This is a genomic window from Pseudomonas sp. BIGb0278 (genome assembly GCF_024809895.1).
Taxonomy (GTDB): Bacteria; Pseudomonadota; Gammaproteobacteria; order Pseudomonadales; family Pseudomonadaceae; genus Aquipseudomonas; species Aquipseudomonas shirazensis.
This window is the reverse complement of the sequence record NZ_JANUEL010000001.1, coordinates 1,091,968-1,112,708: the sequence shown is the minus strand read 5'-3', so window position 1 is coordinate 1,112,708 and position 20,741 is coordinate 1,091,968. Positions and strand designations below refer to the sequence as shown.

Sequence of the window (20,741 nt, the reverse complement as noted above, 5' to 3'; positions counted from 1 at the left end):
TGACCCACCCAGGAGTGGACGGAACAACTACAGATTCCAGGAGAATTGGATGAAGTTTCTAGTTGTCGGCGGCGCAGGCTACATCGGTTCACATATGGTCAAGCACTTGCTGCTGGCGGGGCATCAAGTTGTGGTCGCCGACGTCATGCCGGCCCACAGTGGGGTCGTCTGGGTCAATCTGGACATCGCCGACCGGCCAGCACTGGATGCGCTGTTTACCTCTCATCGCTTCGATGCGGTGTTTCACTTCGCCTCGTTCATCCAGGTGGGCGAATCGGTCACTGACCCCGGCAAGTATTATCAGAACAACGTCGCCGCGACGCTCTGCCTGCTCCAGGCGATGATGCAGGCAGACGTCAGGCAGCTGGTGTTCTCGTCGACCGCCGCAGTGTACGGCGACCCCCAGTATGTGCCAATCGACGAGGCCCATCCAAAGGCGCCGATCAACCCCTATGGACGCAGCAAATGGATGGTCGAGCAGATGCTCGAAGACTTCGATCGCGCCTACGGGCTGCGCTCGGTGTGCCTGCGCTACTTCAATGCGGCTGGGGCTGACCCCGATGGCATGCTGGGCGAGTGTCATGAGCCGGAAACTCATCTGATCCCGTTGATCCTGCAGGCGGCCTCAGGTCGGCGCCCGGCAGTGACCGTGTTTGGCCGCGACTACAGTACCTCGGATGGCACCTGCATCCGCGACTATATCCATGTCAACGACCTCGCCTCGGCGCACGCCTTGGCGATCGACTACCTGCAGGCCGGCGGCGCCAGTACGGCGCTCAACCTGGGCAATGGCGAGGGCTTTTCCGTGGAGCAGGTGATAGCTGCCGCTCGCGGTGTCACGGGGCGGTCAATCAATGTCATCGAGGCAGGACGCCGCGCCGGCGACCCGCCGAGCCTGGTGGCCGACGCGAGTAAAGCTCGACAGATCCTCGGCTGGCACACCCAGTACCCACTGCTTGATGACATCCTTGGCCATGCCTGGAACTGGGAGCAGCAATACCCCTGGCGCTAAACACCAAGGGTTGGTCAGGGTTGAACACTACTCAGTAGTAAGAGCGGGTCTGCGCTTCGGCCTTGTTCAGCACGGCACCAATCAGGTTGGCGGTGGCCAGGTGGTACAGGCAGTCTTCGATTTCCTTTTTGCTGTTGTTGCCGTTGGCGACCACCAGCAGCACGCAGTCGAACTTGGGCAGCACGGTGATTGCATCGTCGGAGCTGAGCAACGGCGGCAGGTCGAAGATGCAGATGCGTGACTCGTAACGCTCGCGCAGGTCATGGATCAGGTTGTTCACCTTGGGCGAGGACAGCACCTCGGTGGACAATGGCACCGGCTCACGGGTCGGCAGCACGACAAAGCGCGGCAGGGTCGGGTTGACCAGCACCTCCTCCAGCCCAGCCTGATTGTTCAGGTATTCGTTGAGCGCCTTGCCCATCGGCAAGCCCAGGCTGCTGCCGACCCGCGGCCGGCGCAGGTCGAAATCAACCAGCAGCGCAGTCTTGGTGGTGTGGTGGGCGATGCTCATGGCCAGGTTGATGGCCAGCACGGTCTTGCCGGCCTCAGGCGTTGGCGAAGTGATCGCTAAGGTCCGCCAGCCGTTCTCTTCCATGGTTTGCAGCACTTGCGTGCGCAACAGGTCGAAGGCCCAACTCATGTTCGAGTTCTTGTTGTAGGCGACGATTCGATGCCGCTCCAGGTGCTCCGCGCGCAGCGGCACCACCGTGGTGTTGACGTAATCGAACTGGCCCAAAGCCTCGGGCTGCTGCAGCACCGGTGCTGGTTGCGCGGCACTCGCTGTTACAGGATGAAGGTTGCTTCCAGTAGCCGGCGTACGTCTGTCCATCGCTGCTTTCCCTATTCAAACCGAGCCATAGCTTTATAAAGCAGAAGGTCCAATGGCATGTAGAACAGGTGGACCATGAGTAACATGATAGCCACCAGTGCCAGTGCAGCAAGCACCGCCAGTACTCGCCAGCGCCTGCGTTTGGCCAGTTCAGCCTGGGTGGCGATGAACGGCACCGCAACCAATACCCGCTTGCCGACCACGCTTTCCAGTGCGCCAACACCGCGCACGCGCTGGTTGAGCATTTCCATCAGCATCACCAGTGCCGCGCCGCCAGCCGGTGCCAGTACCGCGCCAAGGGCGACGATCTTCTTGCGATTGGGCTTGACGGGTTTTTCCGGCAACAGCGGCGGCTCGAGCAGAACAAAGCGCTCGGCCTTGTTTTCCTGCTCCAGGCTTTCGGTGATTTTTGCGCCCATTTCCTTGGCGCGGATTTCCTCGTACTTCTTGCGGGCGTTGTCGTGGTCGCGCATCAACGTGACCAGGCCGCGTTCGACCTGCGGCGCCTCGAGAATCTCGGCCTCGTAGCCTTCGATCTTGGCCGAGAGCTGACGCTTTTGCTCAACCAGCGAGGCGATGCGCTGCTGCGCGGCGCCGATTTTGGTACGGGCGCGGGCAACCTCGAGGCTGACGCCCGAAGACGCTTTAGGACCGCCACCTGCCGCCTGCAGCGCATCGATCTTGCGTCTGACGGCAATCACATCGGGGTGGGCTTCGGTGTAGGTGGTCAGCAGGCGAGCGTATTCAGCCTTGAGGCTGGGCAGATCCTGCGGCAAGTCAGCTGCACCGCCGCGGCTGCCATCGGCTTTGCTGGTGACACCGGCGTTGGCGGCAGACAGCTCGACTTCAAGGTAGCGCAGCTCTTCCTGAGCGGCCTTGTAGTCACGATCGATCTCGCGGAATTCAAGCTCGGCGCGGGACAACATGCTCATACGCAACGCCTGGTTCTCGGGCAAGGTGTTGGCGTGCGCCTGTTTGAAGTCAGCCAGCTGATTTTCCAGGGTGGCCAGTTCAGCGCCCAGCTTGTTTGCCTCCTGGGTAAGGAATTCGGTGGTTTCGGTGGCGCGCTCGGTGCGCTGCTTGACATTTTCATTGAGGAACAGCGTGACCAGCTCGTTGGCGACTTCCTGAGCCACCTCGGGACGCTTGTGCTCGAAGGACACGTTGAAGGCTACAGTGGTTTCACCGCGGCCTTTGACGAAGGTGCTGAGGGTGTTGACCACGATCGTGTTGCGCATCTGATCGATCTTGTCCGACTCGCTGAACTGGCGGCCCTTGTCGGCAAACAATTGGTACTTGTCGATGATCCGCAGCAGATTGTCGCGGGTCATCACTCGCTGGCGAATCACCTCGATGCGCTCATCGGCGAAGCTGCTGTTGTTGGCCGAGACCAGTTCGGGCGAGATCTGCTGCGACTCGACCAGAATGGTGCCGGTGGACTGATACAACGGTGGCACGCTCAGCGCGATCGCCACGCTGATGGCCAGAATGACCACGATGGTCACCCCGAGCAGCAGCGCACGGTCCTTGATGATGGCGATGTAATCCTTGAGGGACAGCTCGTATTCAGACTTCATAGTGGCCACCAGGCTGAACGTCAGAGGTCGGGGATTCGGTAAGTGAGAGTCAGGCCGACAATGGTGCCAACGGCGTCACCCAGGTCGTTCTGCTTGCGCTCGCGGTGCATCAAGGACAAGCGCACGTCCCAGAACTGCGAAAGCTCCCGGCTGGCCCACACGCCGTAGGTCTGCAAGGTATTCGGGGTCTGGCCCTTGCTGTCTTGCCAGGCCGCGTCGACGCCGACCCGGGTCAGCTCATCGACTGCATAACTCCAGCTTCCGCGCACGGCGTCGACTTCGGCAAAGCCGCCCTCGGCACTGGCCACCGTGCTGCGTTCGGCAGTCAACGTGGCGTCATGCCGTTCGCCGTTGTAGCGCAGCGATGCACCGCCTTCCCCGCGGCGCCCGCCGCCATCACCAGAGACCTGGTTGACGCCTACGCGCAGGCTGCCCTCGAGCCGCTCGGAGAACTGGTACTTGACCCCGACCACCGGCGCGTAGCTGTTGGAAGCGCTGGCGGTGGTGTCATCGTCAGGCTCGTAGCGCCTGGCGGTGATGCCGGTGAAGAACTGGGTCTGCGCACTCCAGGCGTAGGTCAGGGTGAGTTCGCTGGCCAGTTCGTCGTAGCCGGTGAGCGTGTTGATGTCGTAGCGGGCCCGGTTGTAGGTGGTTTCGTTTTCCAGGGTGGTCCGCTCGGTCAGCGCGCGGTTCCAGTTGCCGATCAGCGAATACAGCTTCTGGGTGCCGTCAGTGGTGACCACACCGGTTTCAAGCACTGTGCCGGAAAGTGTCGAGCTTTCGCTGTACAGGCCACGCAAGCCAAAACCACCGGTTTCGGTCTCACGCTGCCAGCCAATACTCAGATTAGGGTCTTCGCGGTCATCGACCACCGACTTGTCGGATGAGCGCAGCACCGTCAGGCCCAGGCCGAAGCGCAGCTCATCGCGATCGTATTTGCCAACCAGGCTGTAATTGGGCGCAATGATGGTGCGCACCACGCTTTGCTCCTGGGAGCTGAGCAATAGCGGGTTGCTGTCGTATTCGACAGTGCTGGGCAATGTTGCCGAAGACTGCCAGACGGCAGCGTGGACCGAGGCCGAGTACGGCAACATGCAGATTGCCGTTACAACACCTGTTGCGCGAAGCAGCGGCACGGTCGATTTTGCGCTAACCAGCCCGCTCAAGGGACGACCAGCGTATCGCCAGCCTGAAGTTGGATATTGGTGGACAGATCACGCCCCGAAACCAAATCCTTGTAACGCACCGGCAAGACCCGCTCGGTATTGCCGACACGGCGGATCACCTTGATCGCGCTTTCATCGGCGAACTTGTCCAGGCCGCCGGACATGCTCAAGGCCTGCAGCACCGCTGTCGGCCCAGACATCTGTACCGGGCCAGGCTTCATCACCTTGCCTTGCACATAGACCAGGTTGCCGTTGACCTCAGTTACCACGACGCTGACGTTGGGGTCTGGCATGTACTTTTCGAGTTGGCGGGCGACACGGCTTGCCGCCGTGGTGACATCCAACCCAGCGACATCAACTCGGCCTGCCAGCGGGAAAGTGATGCTGCCGTCGGGCAGCACTTTGGTTTCCTGGCGCAGGCTGTTATCGCCCCACACCGAAACAGTGACCTTGTCGCCCGGACTCAGCAGATAAGGCGAACTCTTTTCATCGGCACTGACCGTACCGGACCAGACCGCAAGCACGCAGACCAGTGAACCTAACAAACGCACCATGGGGGTCCCTCCGGCCAGGCGGCCGTCAAAAGAGCACTGAATGAGAACTACGCACAACCTCTCGCTCTACTGCAAAGCTGCATTGCCACCGCTGCAGCGGCTCTGCGCTGCTTTACGGCCGTTGCCGCAATGCCCTGTCAATCACCCGGCGTTAGCGCCACTGGCATCTGGAATATAGCTAGGCTTTGAGAATTGACAAGCCGCTCCTAGCCAACCCTGCTGCTCTATCTTGATCGATCAGACCTGGCGCCCACCCACACAATTGAAAACCAGCCAAACGCTTGAAGCCGATCAGATTTTTCTTCTATTGGCGACGGCGACAAAACCCACAACTGCAAACGCAAACAACCATGCCGCTGTCGTCAGCGGGATGACGCTGTTCTGGCTTACATATGAATCAGCGGCACGAGCAGCACCGCTTAACAGCACCAGCAGGAAAATCGATTTGATAAACAGGGTCGAACGCATAATCCCCTCCAGAAAGAGGACAAACAGATGAGTTGGGTGCAGATCGCATGGGGTGTTGAAATGAGCTTATGGGCACAATGATATTACGTCAATGATCCGACACCATAATAAAACTCAATCGGGGGGCACTGTTTTCGTCAAAAACACGACAACTGAAATATGCTGTTTTGCCTAATCAGCTAACAACGGCCAAAAGCGCCTATGCTCGCTAATCTTCGCGGTAAAAGCGGGGCTTGATGACCACTTAAATGCGAACACTTCGCGTCAATGGACCAATGCGCAGGCGCAAATCAGAGTTTAACTGGTTAGCAAACGCGGCGCGGTTATTCCGCTTGGCGATATATATTTTCTGAAGTTGTTTCATAAACGAGAAGGCAATGTAATCAATTGCAATTAACACGTGCCAAATAGACATCCACCTGCACAATTGCCAGGCAATGGGGTATTAGCCTGCTGGCAGCAGATCGAGAGTTCGGTCGAGTTCATCCCTATCGATAATAAAGCCGTCACCTTCTGGTTGACCGACGACAAGCGCGAAATGTTGCCCATCGCGATCGGCCAAGTATTTGTAATAACTGACAAAACGGTTGGGCGGTTGCAGGGTCAGGATGGTCCCGCCCTCTCGCAATACGTTGACGCCGTGGACGAGCTGGCTGCCTTCGACACCCGCAACAATCCTGGCACCCGCGCACGCCGCCACAATGGTGGGCACATCGTTGCGCAGCGGGTCGATGACGCGAAACCCATACTGCGTGCGCAGGTGCTCGGCAATCGCCAGTTCGTTGCGCAGCAGGCGCAGCTCGCCAGCGCCGCCGCGCAGCAAGAACACACCCGGATGCGGCGCATGGCTGACATGGGATAGCAACTTGTCGCCCATGGCGCGATAGCGTGCATGCCGGCTGCGGTTGTGGCTCTGGTCATCGAACAGGACCAACTCGCGGAAGAAGGCCGTGTGCAGGCGCAGCGGGTTCATCCCCAACCAGGCCTCATAGGGCGGCGCCTGAGTGAACAGCGGCAAGCGTGCCGAGGGCGCAGTCGTTACCGGCACTCCCTCATCGCATGCCAGCGCATAGGTCACGCAGTCTTCCATCAGCCAGGTGCCAAACCACGAATTGCCATTCTGCGTGCAGTAGATCGCTGCGCGCTCGATCTCGTGCTCCACCGCGATCCCGGGAAGGGTGCGCGGCTTGGCCGACAGCCATAGGCTGGCGTTGTCCTTGTACAGAACGCCATCGATAAGCCAGACATCCTTGAGCAAATAGCCCCGGGTGGGGCCATGTTCGACCTGGATGCCGCCGGCCATGGTCGGGCCGGGATGCACATAGGGGAAAAAACGCGCCTCCCAGCCGGTTACCCGCTGCATTTGATCAGGCAGGTAAATTGCCGGTGGCGTGATGGTGCGCTCACCCGGAGCGATATCCCAGCTCTTTACCGCAAGGCTCTGCAGGGATCTCGCAGCTGACCGCGCCAACTTTTGCCGGGCAATGTTCCGATATGCGGCAAGCGTCCAGGTGTGCTGGCGCGAGGCTGGCTGGCCACTGAAATTCGAGATATTGCTTGGCATGAAGCCTCCTCCCACAGGGCGGTGCGCCAATTCGTCCTGACTAGCGGCCGCTAGGTGGACACAACCCGCTCCATCGTGGGGGGCGATTGCAAGCTGGCATAGCGGCTGCGCAGGGTCTGCAAAAACCCTTCGCCATGGCCATGGCCGCCGTACAGGTAGATCTTGTGCAGCCCGCCGAACACCATCTCGTGGTAGCGGCTGGCGACCTCGTCATCACTGGGCCCCTCGGGCAACCCCAGGTGCAACGTCAATTTGTTGCCCTCGACCGCGAACAGGGGCGTATCCCAGAGAAACTGTGCGGCTCCCGTCTTGGGCAAGCGCACAAACATATAGGCATGGTTACCCAGCGAATCGACATCCCCGCCCCGCCGTCGTTTCCACTTGAGCAGACCATCATCCGGACGCGCCAGGCACAGGCCAATGTCGTAATAGTCATAACCATTAGCCAACGCCCATTCGAGGGCCATGTAGGTGGTGATGGAATTGACCTCACGCAGCTTCTTGGCATCGCTGAATATCGCTTCGCAGTAACCAAAGCGCAGGGTGCTCCAGTAGCGCTTGCCGCCGCGAGTGATTTCGCAGCCAAGATGGCAGGCGACCACGTCATCGCCCAGCGTGATCAGGTCCAGGCGGCCAACACCCTTGGCAATGCGAAACACTTCCTCAGTAGCAAACTGGGCAGCATGAATACCCTGGCGAGCGGTGGCGTACGGACGCAACAGCTCACGGTCAGCCATGGCGATCTCAGCGTCATCGAGAGTCTGGCGCATCTGGTACAGCGGCCGGTGCTTGCGAATGCTGCGGCGTAGTTCGCTGTCATAGCGGGCGGTGATGTCTTCCAAGGGACGACCCAGCGGCACTACGGCGCTCAGATAATGCGGCACCGACAACGCGCCGCTGGTGGGCATTTCGCTGATCACCACGGTTTGATCGGCGCCACCTGAAGGCGCCACCGCGTAGGTTTCGGCGACAGCGGCCTGGCCCTTGCCGGCGATCAACAGCTTGGCCATTTCGCGCTGCTGCTTTCTGCCGATGTAAAGGATCTGATAAGGGCTCTCTTGCTTGAGCCGAAAGCGGCTGACTTCCCAGCGCCAGACACAGGCACGGCTGAGCACATCACGTAATCGATTCGAGACATGCCGCATCTCGTAGCGCATCGAGGGAGAGATGAATTTTCGAGCAACTGCCTGCAGGTTCTCTTTCATGTCTTCTTCAATGTCCTTGGCAAAAGCCATCCAGGCAAAACGCAGGGTCATCATCAACGCGCAGGAAAACGCGCCTAACTTATTGAAAGTTAATGCAATAGCTGTATGACTTCGCACTCATAATTGGTAACAATTAAAGATGCAAGGTAGCCCCTTTGCAAGCGGCATTTTGACAGCATGGCGCATGCTTTTATGGCGTCAAATTTTATCTTTCAGGTTGTACTGACTGGGCTGCGTTGACGCGCTGCCAGCCACGCCTGCAGGGCGGCTGCGGGCATCGGCCGCGCCATCAGATACCCTTGCCCCTGATCGCAACCTGCGTTGCGCAGGAAGTCGTACTGCGCCTGGGTTTCGATCCCCTCACCGGTGATCCGGAAACCCAAGGCATGGCCCAGGTCGATAATTGCCCGGGCAACGGCTACCGCGTCATCATCGTCAGGCAGGTCCTTGATGAACGCACGATCGATCTTCAGGTGATCGATGGGCAGCGAGCGCAGATAGGCCAAGGATGAGTAGCCGGTACCGAAGTCATCGACTGCAGTCGCCACGCCCATTGCCTGCAGTTGCGCGAGCACGGCGCAGGCCTGTTGTTGGCTCTCCATCAACAGGCTTTCGGTAATTTCCACTTCCAGCAACTGCGCTGGCAGCCCATGACTGGCCAAAGCGCCGGCCAGGCTGCTGACGTAATCACTGCGCTCGATCTGCAGCGCCGCAACGTTGATGGCCAGCGGTCCTGGCAAGCAGTCTGTGTTGCGCCAGCTGGCCAACTGCGCGCAGGCCAGTTCCAACACGCGCTCGCCCAGCGGGATGATCAAACCGGTCTGCTCGGCCAAAGGCACGAACTCGCCCGGCGCCACCAGACCATGCACCGGATCACGCCAGCGCAGCAGCGCTTCGACGCCTTCTACCCGGCCGCTGAACAGATCGATCTTGGGCTGATACCACAACTCGAATTCATTGTCCTGCAAGGCGCGGCGCAGGTTGCGCTCCATCTCCAGACGCTGCTGCAGGCGTGCAGTCATGTCCGGATGGTAAGGGCGCCAGGCATTGCGGCCGTTTTCCTTGGCGACGTACATCGCGGTGTCGGCATGACGCAGCAGGCTGTCGACATCATTGCCCTGCTGCGGGCACCAGGCCAGGCCGATGCTGCCGGTGACCAGCGCCGCGTTGCCATTGAGATCGAAGGGCCGCTGCAACGCCCGCAGGATCCCCTGCACCTGCTGGCTGACCTGGCTCTGGCTGCCCTGCAGCATGAACACGAACTCATCACCGCCCATGCGGCAAACCCGATCGCCTTTGTTCAGCTCTTGCAGAAACCGCGCCGTTGCCTGTTGCAACAACAGGTCGCCCATCGCGTGGCCGAGGCTGTCGTTGACCTGCTTGAAGCCGTCGATGTCCAGCATCAATACAGCCAGGCCATGGCCTTGATTGATGGCAGCGGCCAACTGCTGCTGGAACAACACTCGATTGGGCAGCCCGGTAATGGTGTCGTAGTGGGCCAGCCGCACAAGCTGCGCCTGCGACTCGCGCAGCTCGCGGTTACGCCGTTGCAGCAGACGCCGGCTACGGTTGAGCTGAGCAACGAACAAGCTGAACAAGCCGGTAAAACTCAGGGCGAACAGGAACAGCGGCGAAGTGAACAAGGCCAGCGCAGGCCAACCTTCGCGAGGTTCGGCGACCAATTGCCAACGGCCACCCGGCACCTCGACGGTCTGCGTCAGCAGCGGCTCTTTGAACAGCCCGGCATTGCCCCAGATCATGCCGCCTTCGGCACCTTTACCGTCGCTGCCGCGCACGGCCAGGTCAATCGGCAGCTCCGGGCCGATACCGGCGGCCTGCAGCAAACGGTCGATATCGGCAACGGTAGAGACATTGCCCCAGTAGAATTTGACCCCACGCTTGCCGTTGACGAACACCGGGCGCCGGTAAATCAGCGCTTCACCGCCCTGGTGGAGCTTGACCGGGCCGGCCAGTACAGGCTGTTGCCGTTGCCGGGCGAGCTCGAGCATGGCGTATTGGTCAGGCAGGGTATGGTAGTCCAGGCCAATGACGGACAGATTGCCCCCACGTGGGTGCACGTCATTGATCACATCGCCTGGGGCCAGGGCCACATGGCGCATGTACGGCACCGAGGCCAGCGCCTCACGCGCCATGCCTCGAAAGTGCTCGGCGCTGATCACGCCATCGGCCGTGATCAGCTGGGCGATGCCCTCGGTCTCGCCAAACGCAGCGCGCAACTGCGCCTCAAGAGCGACCCTCACCCCCGATAATTGTGTAGCCACATGCGCCACCTGCTCGAGCTGCTGGCGCTGCATGTCTATGCGGCCCAGCAAAACTGACAGACCAATACCGATCAAGGCAAAGCCTACCGGCAACAGGCGGTTGATACCGCGCCGCACCGGGTTGGCGGCGGGCACTGAGGGATCTTGGTCGAGGAAAGCACTGATCATGAATGCGCGGTCGCAGGTCGATGGATTGTGTATCGGCGCAGGTTGGGCAATGTTGAGCCAGACTGGTGTTTTTCCTCGTGCGGGCGCATGCTCGGACAGCTGAAGCGTTTCACCCATACACTAATCGTGAGGTGCAGTATTCATGGACAGTCTGCTCGATTCGTTGTTTCCAACCGCCGATGACATCCCCGAGGCCTGGCGCCTCGGGCCGCCGCTGGAGCAACGCGATTATCTGGTCAATGGCGAACTGCGCCAGTGGCCTGGCCCGCTGGCCACCGTGCGCAGCCCGATCTGGCTCAAGCATGGCGATGAAGAGCAGCAAGTCATCCTCGGCAGCGCACCGTTGCTGGACGCCGACACTGCACTGACGGCGCTGGACGCTGCAGTCCACGCTTACGACAAAGGCCGCGGTGCCTGGCCGACCATGCGTGTGGCCGAGCGGATCGAGCATGTGCAGGCGTTCCTTGACCGGATGCGCGAGCAACGCACGGCGGTGGTCAAGCTGCTGATGTGGGAAATCGGCAAGAACCTCAAGGATTCCGAGAAGGAGTTCGACCGCACCTGCGATTACATCGTCGATACCATCAATGCCCTGAAAGACCTCGACCGACGCTCCAGCCGCTTCGAGCTCGAGCAAGGCACGCTCGGCCAGATCCGGCGCGCGCCGCTGGGCGTAGCGTTGTGCATGGGGCCCTACAACTACCCGTTGAACGAGACCTTCACCACGCTGATCCCGGCGTTGATCATGGGCAATACCGTGGTGTTCAAACCGGCCAAGTTCGGCGTGCTTCTGATCAGGCCGCTGCTGGAAGCGTTCCGCGACAGCTTCCCGCCGGGTGTGATCAACGTGATCTACGGCCGCGGGCGAGAAACCGTCAGCGCGTTGATGGCCAGCGGCAAGGTCGATGTGTTCGCCTTTATCGGTACGCACAAGGCCGCCAGCGACCTGAAAAAACTCCACCCGCGCCCGCACCGCCTGCGCGCAGCGCTGGGCCTGGATGCCAAGAACCCAGGCATCGTGCTGCCCCAGGTCGACCTCGACAATGCGGTCGACGAAGCCGTCACCGGCGCGTTGTCGTTCAACGGCCAGCGTTGCACCGCGTTGAAGATCCTGTTCGTGCACGAGGATGTGGTCGACGCGTTCCTCGACAAGTTCCAGCGTAAACTGGCTGCCCTCAAGCCTGGCATGCCGTGGGCCCCGGGTGTGGCGCTGACGCCGCTGCCCGAGCACGGCAAGGTCGACTACCTCAACGGCCTGGTTGCCGATGCAACTGGCAAAGGTGCACGGGTGCTCAATGAAGGTGGTGGGCAGAGCCGCGGTTCGTTCTTCTTCCCTGCCCTGCTCTACCCGGTCAGCGCCGACATGCGCGTCTATCAAGAAGAGCAGTTTGGCCCGGTTGTACCGGTGGTGCCGTACCGCGACCTGGAGACGGTGATCGAGTACGTGCTCGACTCCGACTACGGTCAACAGCTCAGCCTGTTCGGCAATGACCCGGCCACCATTGGCAGCCTGGTCGATACCTTCGCCAATCAGGTTGGCCGGATCAACCTCAATGCGCAGTGCCAGCGCGGGCCGGACACCTACCCTTTCAACGGGCGCAAGAACAGCGCTGAAGGCACCTTGTCGGTGCACGACGCACTGCGGGTATTCTCGATCCGTACCTTGGTAGCCACCAAGTTCCAGGAGGCCAACAAGGAGCTGATCAGCGAGATCATCCGTAATCGCCAGTCGAGCTTCCTGACCACCGATTACATCTTCTAGCGCCTGCAAGGGGTCGGCCTCCAGCTTCAAGTTGAAAGCAGCCGCGCTTTGCTTGAAGCTTGGGGCTTGTAGCTGGGAGCTGCTCCACATGCGAATCATCGAAAAAAACGCCAGCCTGGTGCGAAGCCTGACCCTGGCCGAGGAAGAACTGCTGGCAGGCTTTGCTGCCGGCAGCCTGAGCGGGCCAGCTGTGCTGCAGGCCAACCAGATGCTGATGAAGGTGCGCAGCGCCAACCAGTGGCTGGCCTGCGACTGTCGCAAGGACGCCTTGCCGGTGCTTAACATTGCCCTCAATGGCGATACTGGCAGGCTGGTCCTGCGCAATAATCCGGACACCCCCGAACATACCCCTGGCTGCCCGTTCAGCAAGGATGAGCGCGAGGCTGAACAGAGCCGCCAGGAGAGCACGCCGCCGCCCGCGTGGCTTGCGCCAGACACGCCGCTGGGCCTGATTGGCGACTTCCGCAAGGCCAGCGAGCAAGGCCCCGCCGGCCCGGTCAACGAGGCTGCCGAACGCAGGGCACAACAGCACCTGCTGTCGCTGCTGCTGACCTGGATCGAAATCAGCGGCCTCAACGTCTATGCCAGCCACCTGAAAAAGGACCTCACCGCGCAGTTCGCCGAGCTGCGCAGCGTGGCCAGCCGTTACCCATTGATCGAGCGCGTGCCGGCCAGCAACTATTTGGAAACGCGGCTGGACATGAAGCACATGATGATGCTCAAAGCACGCCTGCGTGAGGCGACGGTGTTCGGCAATCACCGTCGGCATGGCTTGCTCCTCGACTGCGTCGATCAGATCAAGGGGCGCAAGCTGTTCAATCCCCGCAGTGAGGATGGCTTCGACTTCCAGGGCCATCATCTGTACTGGGGTGGCAACCGCACCAGCGGTCCGCTGCTGGCCCTGGCGCTGTACTCGCCGGCCACTGCCGGGAGCAACTTCTATGAGTTGATCCACGTTGCCAGCGTGCCGGTGCTGTCACGCGCGCATCTGTTCCCGGTGTACCGCGACGAAGAACGCGAACCGCTCAAGGCGTTGGTGTCGCTGATCGACTGGATGGCCAGCAAAGGGGTCAAGGTGCTGATGCGCCGGCCGGTGATTGGAGGCCAGGTGATGGATGAGCTGGTGCTGACCTCGGATCAGGACCGGGTGTTGTCAGTGTCACTGCTGGAACAGCCGGTCGGGCCGGAGCCCGACACCGAGCACTTCAAGCGTTACGCCGACTTCAAAAGCCTGGAGACCTTCCGCAAGTTTGTCGCCGGGTTTTTCATGCGCGAGCGCTGAAACGGTCTGGCCCCGCGTGGGGCCCGGCCGCGCTGGAACGGCTCAGAACGCCGCGCGGAAGATTGCTTCGATTTCCGCCTGGCTGGCGGTGCGTGGATTGGTCACGCCACAGGCGTCCTTCAACGCATTTTCAGCCAGCAGCGGCACGTCCTGCATACGCGCGCCAAGTTCTGCCAGGCCTGCAGGAATGCCAACCGCCGCGGCCAGGTGCTCGATCGCCGAAATCGCTGCGCCAGCGCCTTGCTCTGCATCCAGCCCACACACCTTGATCCCCATCGCCTTGGCGACGTCGCGCAAACGCGGCGAGCTGACCTTGGCGTTGAAGCGCTGCACGTGCGGCAGCAGCACCGCATTGCACACGCCATGGGGCAAGTCATACAAGCCGCCGAGTTGGTGCGCCATGGCATGCACGAACCCCAACGACGCATTGTTGAAGGCCATGCCGGCCAGGAACTGCGCGTAGGCCATGTTCTCCCGCGCCTGCAGGTCGCTGCCATCGGCGACGGCCTGGCGCAGGTTGTCGCTGATCAGGCTGATGGCTTTTAGCGCGCAGGCGTCGGTAATCGGCGTGGCAGCGGTGGAAACGTAGGCTTCGATGGCGTGAGTCAGGGCATCCATGCCGGTGGCTGCAGTCAGGCCCTTGGGCATGGCAGCCATCAGCGCCGGGTCGTTGACCGAGAGGATCGGCGTCACGTTGCGGTCGACAATGGCCATTTTCACATGGCGGGCTTCGTCGGTGATGATGCAGAAACGGGTCATTTCGCTGGCGGTGCCGGCGGTGGTGTTGATCGCAATCAGCGGCAGTTGCGGCTTGGTCGAGCGGTCAACCCCTTCGTAGTCACTGATCCGCCCACCATTGGTAGCGCACAGGGCGATGCCCTTGGCGCAGTCGTGGGGCGACCCGCCGCCCAGCGAGACGATGCAGTCGCAGTGTTCACGTTGCAACACGGCCAGGCCTGCTTCGACGTTGGCAATGGTTGGGTTGGGCCGCGCGCCGTCAAACACCACGGCATCGATATCACGCATGGCGAGCAGGCCGGCAATGCGCTCGGCAACGCCAGCCCGGGCCAGGCCCTGGTCGGTGACGATCAATGCCTTGCGCAGGCCGTAGCCAGCGATGGCAGTCATCGCTTCGTCCAGGCAATCAATGCCCATGATATTCACGGCGGGAATGAAAAAGGTGCTGCTCATGGGGGCGGATCCTCAAGGTCTGTCTACCTTGAGAATCTGCCCAATCGCGGCCCACAGTGTTGATCCATAGCAACGATCAATCCGCCAGGCAGACCGACTATCGGTTTAGCCGAGGAATAACCGATAGGCAGGGTTGTCGGTCTCGTCCCAGTAGCGGTAACCCATCTCATCCAGCGCAGCCGGCAGGCCCACCAGCTCCTCGTCGGGGACTTCCAGCGCGGCGAACACCCGCGCTTCGGCGGCACCATGGTTGCGGTAGTGGAACAGACTGATGTTCCAGCGTTTGCCCAGGCGCTCGAGGAAGCCCATCAACGCCCCTGGCCGCTCCGGGAACTCGAAGCGCAGCACCCGCTCATTGCTGCCTGGGGCAGCATGCCCGCCGACGGTATGGCGCACATGCAGCTTGGCCAGTTCGTTGTCGGTCAGATCGAGCACCTGATAGCCCTGCCCGCTCAAGCTGGCCAACAACTGCTCGCGAGGGTCAGTCAGCGGGTGGGTCTGCACGCCCACGAACAGGCGGGCTTCCTTGCCTGGGTAAAAGCGGTAGTTGAACTCAGTGATCTGGCGCTTGCCCAGCGCTTGGCAGAAGGCGCGGAAGCTGCCGGGCTGCTCGGGAATGGTCACGGCAATGATCGCCTCGCGCTGCTCACCCAGCTCTGCCCGCTCGGCAACATGGCGCAGGCGGTCGAAGTTGACGTTGGCGCCGGAGTCGATCGCCACCAGCGTTTGCCCTTTTGCGCCCTCGCGGGCGACGTATTTCTTGATCCCGGCCACGGCCAGCGCGCCGGATGGCTCGGTGATCGAGCGGGTGTCGTCATAGATGTCCTTGATTGCCGCACACAGCTCGTCGCTGCTGACGGTGATCACTTCATCGACAAAGTGCCGGCATAGCTCAAAGCAGTGCGCGCCGATCTGCGCCACCGCCACACCATCGGCAAAGGTGCCGACCTGGGGCAGGATCACCCGTTCGCCCGCCGCCAGTGCCGCTTGCAGGCAGTTGGAATCGTGCGGTTCGACGCCGATCACCTTGATCTCGGGGCGCAGGTATTTGACGTAGGCAGCAATGCCGGCGATCAGGCCACCGCCACCTACCGGCACGAAGATCGCATCAAGCGCGCCCGGCTGCTGGCGGAGGATTTCCATGGCTACGGTGCCTTGCCCGGCGATTACATCAGGGTCGTCGAACGGCGGCACGAAGGTCGCGCCATGCTCGTCGGCCAAGCGCAGCGCGTGGGCCAGCGCATGGGGGAAGCTTTCGCCATGCAACACCACATTGCCGCCGCGCGAACGCACACCCTCGATCTTCAGGGTTGGCGTGGTGGTGGGCATGACGATAGTTGCCTGCAAACCCAGATGGGCAGCGGCCAGGGCGACGCCCTGAGCATGGTTGCCGGCAGAAGCGGTGATCACGCCGCGCTCGCGCTGGGCTGCGGTCAGCCGCGATAGGCGAGTGTAAGCGCCGCGGATCTTGAAGGAGAACGTCGGTTGCAGGTCTTCGCGCTTGAGCAGGACCTGGTTGCCAAGGCTGGCCGACAGCGCCGCAGCGCCTTGCAGTGGAGTTTCAATGGCCAGGTCATACACCGGCGCAGCAAGAATACGCCGCACTTGCTCGGTTAGCAGTTGCGCGGGCGTGAGACGCGGGTTGACGTTGAGATTGGTCATCGATGACTCCTGGTGGTTGCGGTATTGCCCAGGAGTCAGAGAAAACAAACCCGCCTCCAGGGCGGGTTAGGTGCACGTACGCGCTAGCCCGCCAATCCGATAATGGCGGTAATAATAATGTTCAGGGCGCGACGCTGCGGGAAGGTATTCATGGGTAAGGAACTTATCCTGTTGCGCTACAAGCCGTCAACACTTGGCTTGCTGCGCCGAGAGCGGCACATCGAAGACCTTGTCGAAGCCCCACTGGAACACGAACGCGTAGACGAAGAAAAACGCGAACAGCGCCAGGTTGGTGAGCAATGCCGCCCACAGGCTTATATCCAGCCAGTACGCCACCAGTGGCAGCAACAACACAACCAGCCCGCCTTCAAAGCCCAATGCGTGGAGGATGCGCCGCAGGACGGTGCGCTTGCGTTTGGTCTGGCGCGCCTCCCAGCGCTCGAACGCCCAGTTGAAGGCCATGTTCCAGCTCATCGCAACCCCGGACATAAGCACCGACAGCGCCGTCGAGTGGGCCATGCCGGCATCGAACATCAGCGCCAGGGCGGGGGCTACACAGGCCACGGCGATGACTTCGTAGCAGATGGCCTGAACGATCTTGCGGGCCTTGCCTTGCATGTACGACTCCTGGGAGAAACGGCCCGCAAACGGTACGCCGCTTGCCGGCGATGTTCAAGCCGCCGGCAAGCGTATGCGGAACTGCGCCCCGCCGAGCGCCGACTGGGCAACCGTAAGTGTGCCGCCCTGCCCTTCGATTGCCCGCCGGCTGATCGCCAGGCCCAGGCCAAAGCCGCCGCTATTGCGATCGCGGCTGCGGTCCAGCCGATAGAACGGCTGGAAGATCCGCTCGCGCTCCTCCTGCGGTATGCCGATGCCGTCGTCCTCAACCGTAAGCAGACAAGCGCCGTCCTCCAGGCGCAGGCGCAGCAGCAGCTTTTCGTCGCAATAACGCATGGCATTGCGTACCAGGTTTTGCACGGCGCGGGCGGTCAGGCGCGGGTCGAGGACAAAGCGCGGCAGGTTGGCGTCGGCTTTTACTTCCCACTGAACACCACGACTATCAAGCTCTTCGGCAAAACCGCCAAGGACGCTGTCGACCAGCTCCAGCAGCGACACTTCCACCCGTTCGTTGGCCTGCCCGGCGGTTTGTAGCCGGCTGTAGGACAACAACTCGAGGACCAGCTCATCCAGCTCGCGAACGTGGCCGACCAGCTCCAGCAAGCGCTTGCGGTTGGCTGGCGGCACTTCGTCAAACAGCAACACCAGGCCAAAATCCAGCCGGGTCAGCGGCGTGCGCAGTTCGTGCGAGACGGCATTGAGCAGTTCACGTTGTTCGTTGACGTGCCGCTCCAGGTCGCTGGCCATGGTGTCGAACACACCGGCCAGTTCACCGATGTTGGAGCGCGCAGATATCTGCGTGCGCGCGGTTAGTTGCCCTTCGCCGAGACGCCGCGCGGTTTTCTTGAGCCGCTGCAGATCCCGCCAGTGTGGCCACACCCAGCCCAACAGGCAGCCGAGCAAGGCGGCACCGATCAGCACGGTCACGCCCCAGGACAGCAGGTTGATGTCGACCGGATCGGGCGGGCTGTGCAGGCTTACCAGCCACTCGCTGTTCAGCGCCGCCATTGCCGTTCGGTAGTAACCCCAGTCGCCCAGGCGCACAACATGCAAGCCTGCCTGCAGGCGCTCGCGTTCGGGCGCCGTTAGCGCAGCCTGATCCCAGCGCAGCATTTGCACCTGCAACGGGCGGAAAATATCCGCCACTTCACGCTCGACAGCCGGCCATTGCTCAGCCGGTGCCTGCTGGAACTGGCGCACGATCAGGGTTTGCACGCCCCTGGCCTGGTCTTGATTGAAGGCCATGAAACGTTCATGGAAAGCACCGACGATGGCATCGGGGATCAACAACAACGCGCCGGCGTAGGCAACGATGATCAGCAGGTAAAGGCGTACCAGAATCTTCAGCATGGTGCCTTCAGTACTCCCATTCGCCGCGGCTGAACAGGTAACCCTTGCCCCACACGGTCTTGATTTTGCGCGCTTCGCCAGCGTTGTCGTCGAACCTGCGCCGCAGCTTGGAGATCGCCACGTCCACCGAGCGATCGGTGCCGTTGAACTCGATGCCCCGCAACTGTTGCAGGATGCGGTCGCGGCTGAGCACTTCACCGGCGTTGCGCGCCAGCACCACCAGCAGGTTGTACTCACCGCTGGACAGCTCGACTGCCTCGCCGCGCCAATTCACCGTGCGCTCGGCCAGATTGATAAGCAACCCACCGACCTGGATCACATCGCTTTCAAGGTGCGGTTCATTGACGCTGCTGCGGCGCAGCAAGGTGCGTACTCGGGCCAGCAGCACCCGCGGCTCGCAGGGCTTGCTGACATAATCGTCAGCGCCCATTTCCAGGCCCAGCACCTGGTCGTGGCTATCGTCGCGGGCAGTCAGCATGAGAATCGGCAGGCACTGTGATTCCTGGCGCAGCAAACGGCATACCTGCAAACCATCCAGGCCGGGCAGCATCAGGTCGAGGATGACCAGATCAGGCCGCTGCCGCCGGCATTCGTCCAGCACCTGATCGCCGCGAGCAATGACAGTGACGTGGAAATCGTTGCGCTGCAGGTAGCTGGCAATCAGTTCGGACAACGCGCTGTCGTCTTCAACCAGAAGAATGTTCGGCATAAGTAGCTTGGCTGAGGGAAGTAAGTAATGAGGATATAGATCCTACGCAGCCGCAGCCGTTTTCCTTACACTTTTTCACATACGCCCTACAGTGCTTCACAGCTTATTGGTGGCCAGGTGCTTTAGCATAGCGCCGGTCATTATCGGAAAGCTGCGTATGTCTAACTATCCAACACTCCCCCTGCGCCATCTGGCGCCTTTGGCGCTGCTCGGTGTACTGCTCGCCGGCTGCGACAGCGCTGCCAAGCCAGACGACCAAGCGCCTCCGGCGCAGGTGCGGGTTGAGACCGTGCAGGTCCAGCCGCTGGCGATCACCAGCGAACTGAGCGGTCGCATCCTTGCCCCGCGCACCGCCGAAGTGCGTGCACGGGTGGCTGGCGTGGTGCTCAAGCGGGTTTATCGCGAGGGCAGCGACGTCAAACAGGGTGATGTGTTGTTCCTGATCGACCCGGCGCCGTTCAAGGCAGACCTCGACAGCGCCCGCGCCACCCTGGCCCGCGCCGAGGCGACCCGCTATCAAGCGCGCCTGCAGGATCAACGCTACGGCGAGCTGGTGGCCGACAAGGCCGTCAGCCGCCAGGAATACGACAACGCCCACGCCGCCTTGCTGCAAGCCGACGCCGAAGTTGCCCAGGCCAAAGCCGCGCTCGATCGCGCCCGGCTGAGCCTGGGTTATGCTACCGTCACCGCGCCGATTGCCGGGCGCATTGGCCGCGCGCTGGTCACCGAGGGCGCGCTGGTCGGCCAGAACGAAAGCACGCCGCTGGCGACGATCCAGCAATTGAACCCGATCCACGCCGACGTCACCCAGTCGACCCGCGAGCTGACCGCCCTGCGCCGGGCGCTGCGGGCCGGTGAGCTAAGCCAGGTCGGCGAGGATCAAGCCAAGGCCACCCTGATTCAGGATGACGGCAGTGCCTATCCGCTGCCGGGCAAGCTGCTGTTCTCGGACATCAGTGTCGACCCGAGCACCAACCAGATCACCCTACGCAGCGAATTCCCCAACCCGGACCTCGACCTGCTGCCCGGCAGCTACGTGCGCGTGCGCCTGGAGCAGGCGGTACAACCCAAGGGCATCAGCGTGCCGCAGCGGGCCATCCTGCGTGACAGCGCAGGCGTGGCCAAAGTCATGCTGGTCGATCAGCAGGACCAGGTCGTTGCCCGCGAAGTGGTCCTGGGCAATGCCCAGGGCGATCGCTGGATCGTCAATGAAGGCCTGCAGCCTGGCGACCGCGTGGTAATCGAAGGCCTGCAACACATCAAGGCCGGCGATCAGGTGCAGGTTGACCCAACAGCTGACGCCAACCCCATCGTCCAGCACAACGGCCAGTGAGGGCCTGAT

Annotated in this window: 17 protein-coding genes; 4 read left to right on the top strand and 13 right to left on the bottom strand. The window is 61.7% G+C overall.

From position 1 onward, the window contains the following. The first annotated feature begins 49 nt into the window (after window positions 1–49). Window positions 50–1,012 carry a UDP-glucose 4-epimerase GalE gene (gene galE, locus M2396_RS05060; protein WP_259073536.1) on the top strand — a complete coding sequence of 321 codons (963 nt, stop codon included), beginning with the start codon at window positions 50–52 and terminating at the stop codon, window positions 1,010–1,012. 31 nt (window positions 1,013–1,043) lie between these two features. Here galE and M2396_RS05055 read toward each other — a convergent pair whose 3' ends face one another. The 8 genes from M2396_RS05055 to M2396_RS05020 all read right to left on the bottom strand — a co-directional run bounded on the left by M2396_RS05055 (window position 1,044) and on the right by M2396_RS05020 (window position 10,792). Further along, complete coding sequence (locus M2396_RS05055) at window positions 1,044–1,841, bottom strand: CpsD/CapB family tyrosine-protein kinase (RefSeq protein ID WP_101319595.1); 798 nt, start codon at window positions 1,839–1,841, stop codon at window positions 1,044–1,046. Between the two features lie 11 nt (window positions 1,842–1,852). After that, window positions 1,853–3,418 carry a Wzz/FepE/Etk N-terminal domain-containing protein gene (locus tag M2396_RS05050; RefSeq protein WP_101319597.1) on the bottom strand — a complete coding sequence of 522 codons (1,566 nt, stop codon included), beginning with the start codon at window positions 3,416–3,418 and terminating at the stop codon, window positions 1,853–1,855. A gap of 20 nt (window positions 3,419–3,438) precedes the next feature. Further along, complete coding sequence (locus M2396_RS05045; protein WP_259073533.1) at window positions 3,439–4,554, bottom strand: hypothetical protein; 1,116 nt, start codon at window positions 4,552–4,554, stop codon at window positions 3,439–3,441. A gap of 26 nt (window positions 4,555–4,580) precedes the next feature. Then, window positions 4,581–5,138, bottom strand: a complete 558-nt coding sequence (locus M2396_RS05040; protein ID WP_101319602.1) for a polysaccharide biosynthesis/export family protein — start codon at window positions 5,136–5,138, stop codon at window positions 4,581–4,583. Window positions 5,139–5,429: 291 nt separating this feature from the next. Beyond that, window positions 5,430–5,606, bottom strand: coding sequence for an EPS-associated small membrane protein EppA (gene eppA / locus M2396_RS05035; RefSeq protein WP_178080767.1), 177 nt, complete (start codon window positions 5,604–5,606; stop codon window positions 5,430–5,432). Window positions 5,607–6,051: 445 nt separating this feature from the next. Continuing rightward, the gene (locus M2396_RS05030) at window positions 6,052–7,170 is read right to left on the bottom strand and encodes a glycosyltransferase family 61 protein (RefSeq protein ID WP_259073531.1); all 1,119 of its coding nucleotides are present in this window, start codon (window positions 7,168–7,170) and stop codon (window positions 6,052–6,054) included. Window positions 7,171–7,220: 50 nt separating this feature from the next. After that, window positions 7,221–8,375, bottom strand: coding sequence for a hypothetical protein (locus M2396_RS05025; RefSeq protein WP_259074222.1), 1,155 nt, complete (start codon window positions 8,373–8,375; stop codon window positions 7,221–7,223). A 212-nt stretch (window positions 8,376–8,587) separates the two neighbouring features. Continuing rightward, window positions 8,588–10,792, bottom strand: coding sequence for a putative bifunctional diguanylate cyclase/phosphodiesterase (locus tag M2396_RS05020; protein WP_409035075.1), 2,205 nt, complete (start codon window positions 10,790–10,792; stop codon window positions 8,588–8,590). Window positions 10,793–10,967: 175 nt separating this feature from the next. Here M2396_RS05020 and M2396_RS05015 point away from each other — a divergent pair, with 175 nt between their 5' ends. Both M2396_RS05015 and M2396_RS05010 read left to right on the top strand, forming a co-directional pair. Beyond that, window positions 10,968–12,587 (top strand): NADP-dependent glyceraldehyde-3-phosphate dehydrogenase, encoded by a 1,620-nt coding sequence (locus tag M2396_RS05015; protein WP_259073529.1) that lies wholly within the window; start codon window positions 10,968–10,970, stop codon window positions 12,585–12,587. Window positions 12,588–12,675: 88 nt separating this feature from the next. Next, entirely contained in the window at window positions 12,676–13,869 is a 1,194-nt protein-coding gene (locus M2396_RS05010; RefSeq protein WP_259073528.1) for a hypothetical protein, read from the top strand. 42 nt (window positions 13,870–13,911) lie between these two features. Here the strand turns inward: M2396_RS05010 and yiaY are convergent, their stop codons facing one another. The 5 genes from yiaY to M2396_RS04985 all read right to left on the bottom strand — a co-directional run bounded on the left by yiaY (window position 13,912) and on the right by M2396_RS04985 (window position 19,399). Then, the gene (gene yiaY / locus M2396_RS05005) at window positions 13,912–15,060 is read right to left on the bottom strand and encodes an L-threonine dehydrogenase (protein WP_259073527.1); all 1,149 of its coding nucleotides are present in this window, start codon (window positions 15,058–15,060) and stop codon (window positions 13,912–13,914) included. Window positions 15,061–15,165: 105 nt separating this feature from the next. Further along, window positions 15,166–16,722, bottom strand: coding sequence for a threonine ammonia-lyase, biosynthetic (ilvA, locus tag M2396_RS05000; RefSeq protein WP_101319613.1), 1,557 nt, complete (start codon window positions 16,720–16,722; stop codon window positions 15,166–15,168). Between the two features lie 186 nt (window positions 16,723–16,908). Next, on the bottom strand, window positions 16,909–17,340 hold the full coding sequence (locus M2396_RS04995) for a PACE efflux transporter (RefSeq protein WP_101319615.1): 432 nt from the start codon (window positions 17,338–17,340) through the stop codon (window positions 16,909–16,911). 54 nt (window positions 17,341–17,394) lie between these two features. Continuing rightward, a complete protein-coding gene (locus M2396_RS04990) occupies window positions 17,395–18,690 on the bottom strand; it encodes an ATP-binding protein (protein WP_259073524.1) in 1,296 nt (431 codons plus the stop codon). A 7-nt stretch (window positions 18,691–18,697) separates the two neighbouring features. Next, window positions 18,698–19,399 (bottom strand): response regulator transcription factor, encoded by a 702-nt coding sequence (locus tag M2396_RS04985; protein WP_101319619.1) that lies wholly within the window; start codon window positions 19,397–19,399, stop codon window positions 18,698–18,700. A 157-nt stretch (window positions 19,400–19,556) separates the two neighbouring features. On the opposite strand from M2396_RS04985, the gene M2396_RS04980 reads away from it, so the two are divergent. After that, window positions 19,557–20,732 (top strand): efflux RND transporter periplasmic adaptor subunit, encoded by a 1,176-nt coding sequence (locus M2396_RS04980; protein ID WP_101319621.1) that lies wholly within the window; start codon window positions 19,557–19,559, stop codon window positions 20,730–20,732. The last annotated feature ends 9 nt before the right edge of the window (window positions 20,733–20,741 follow it).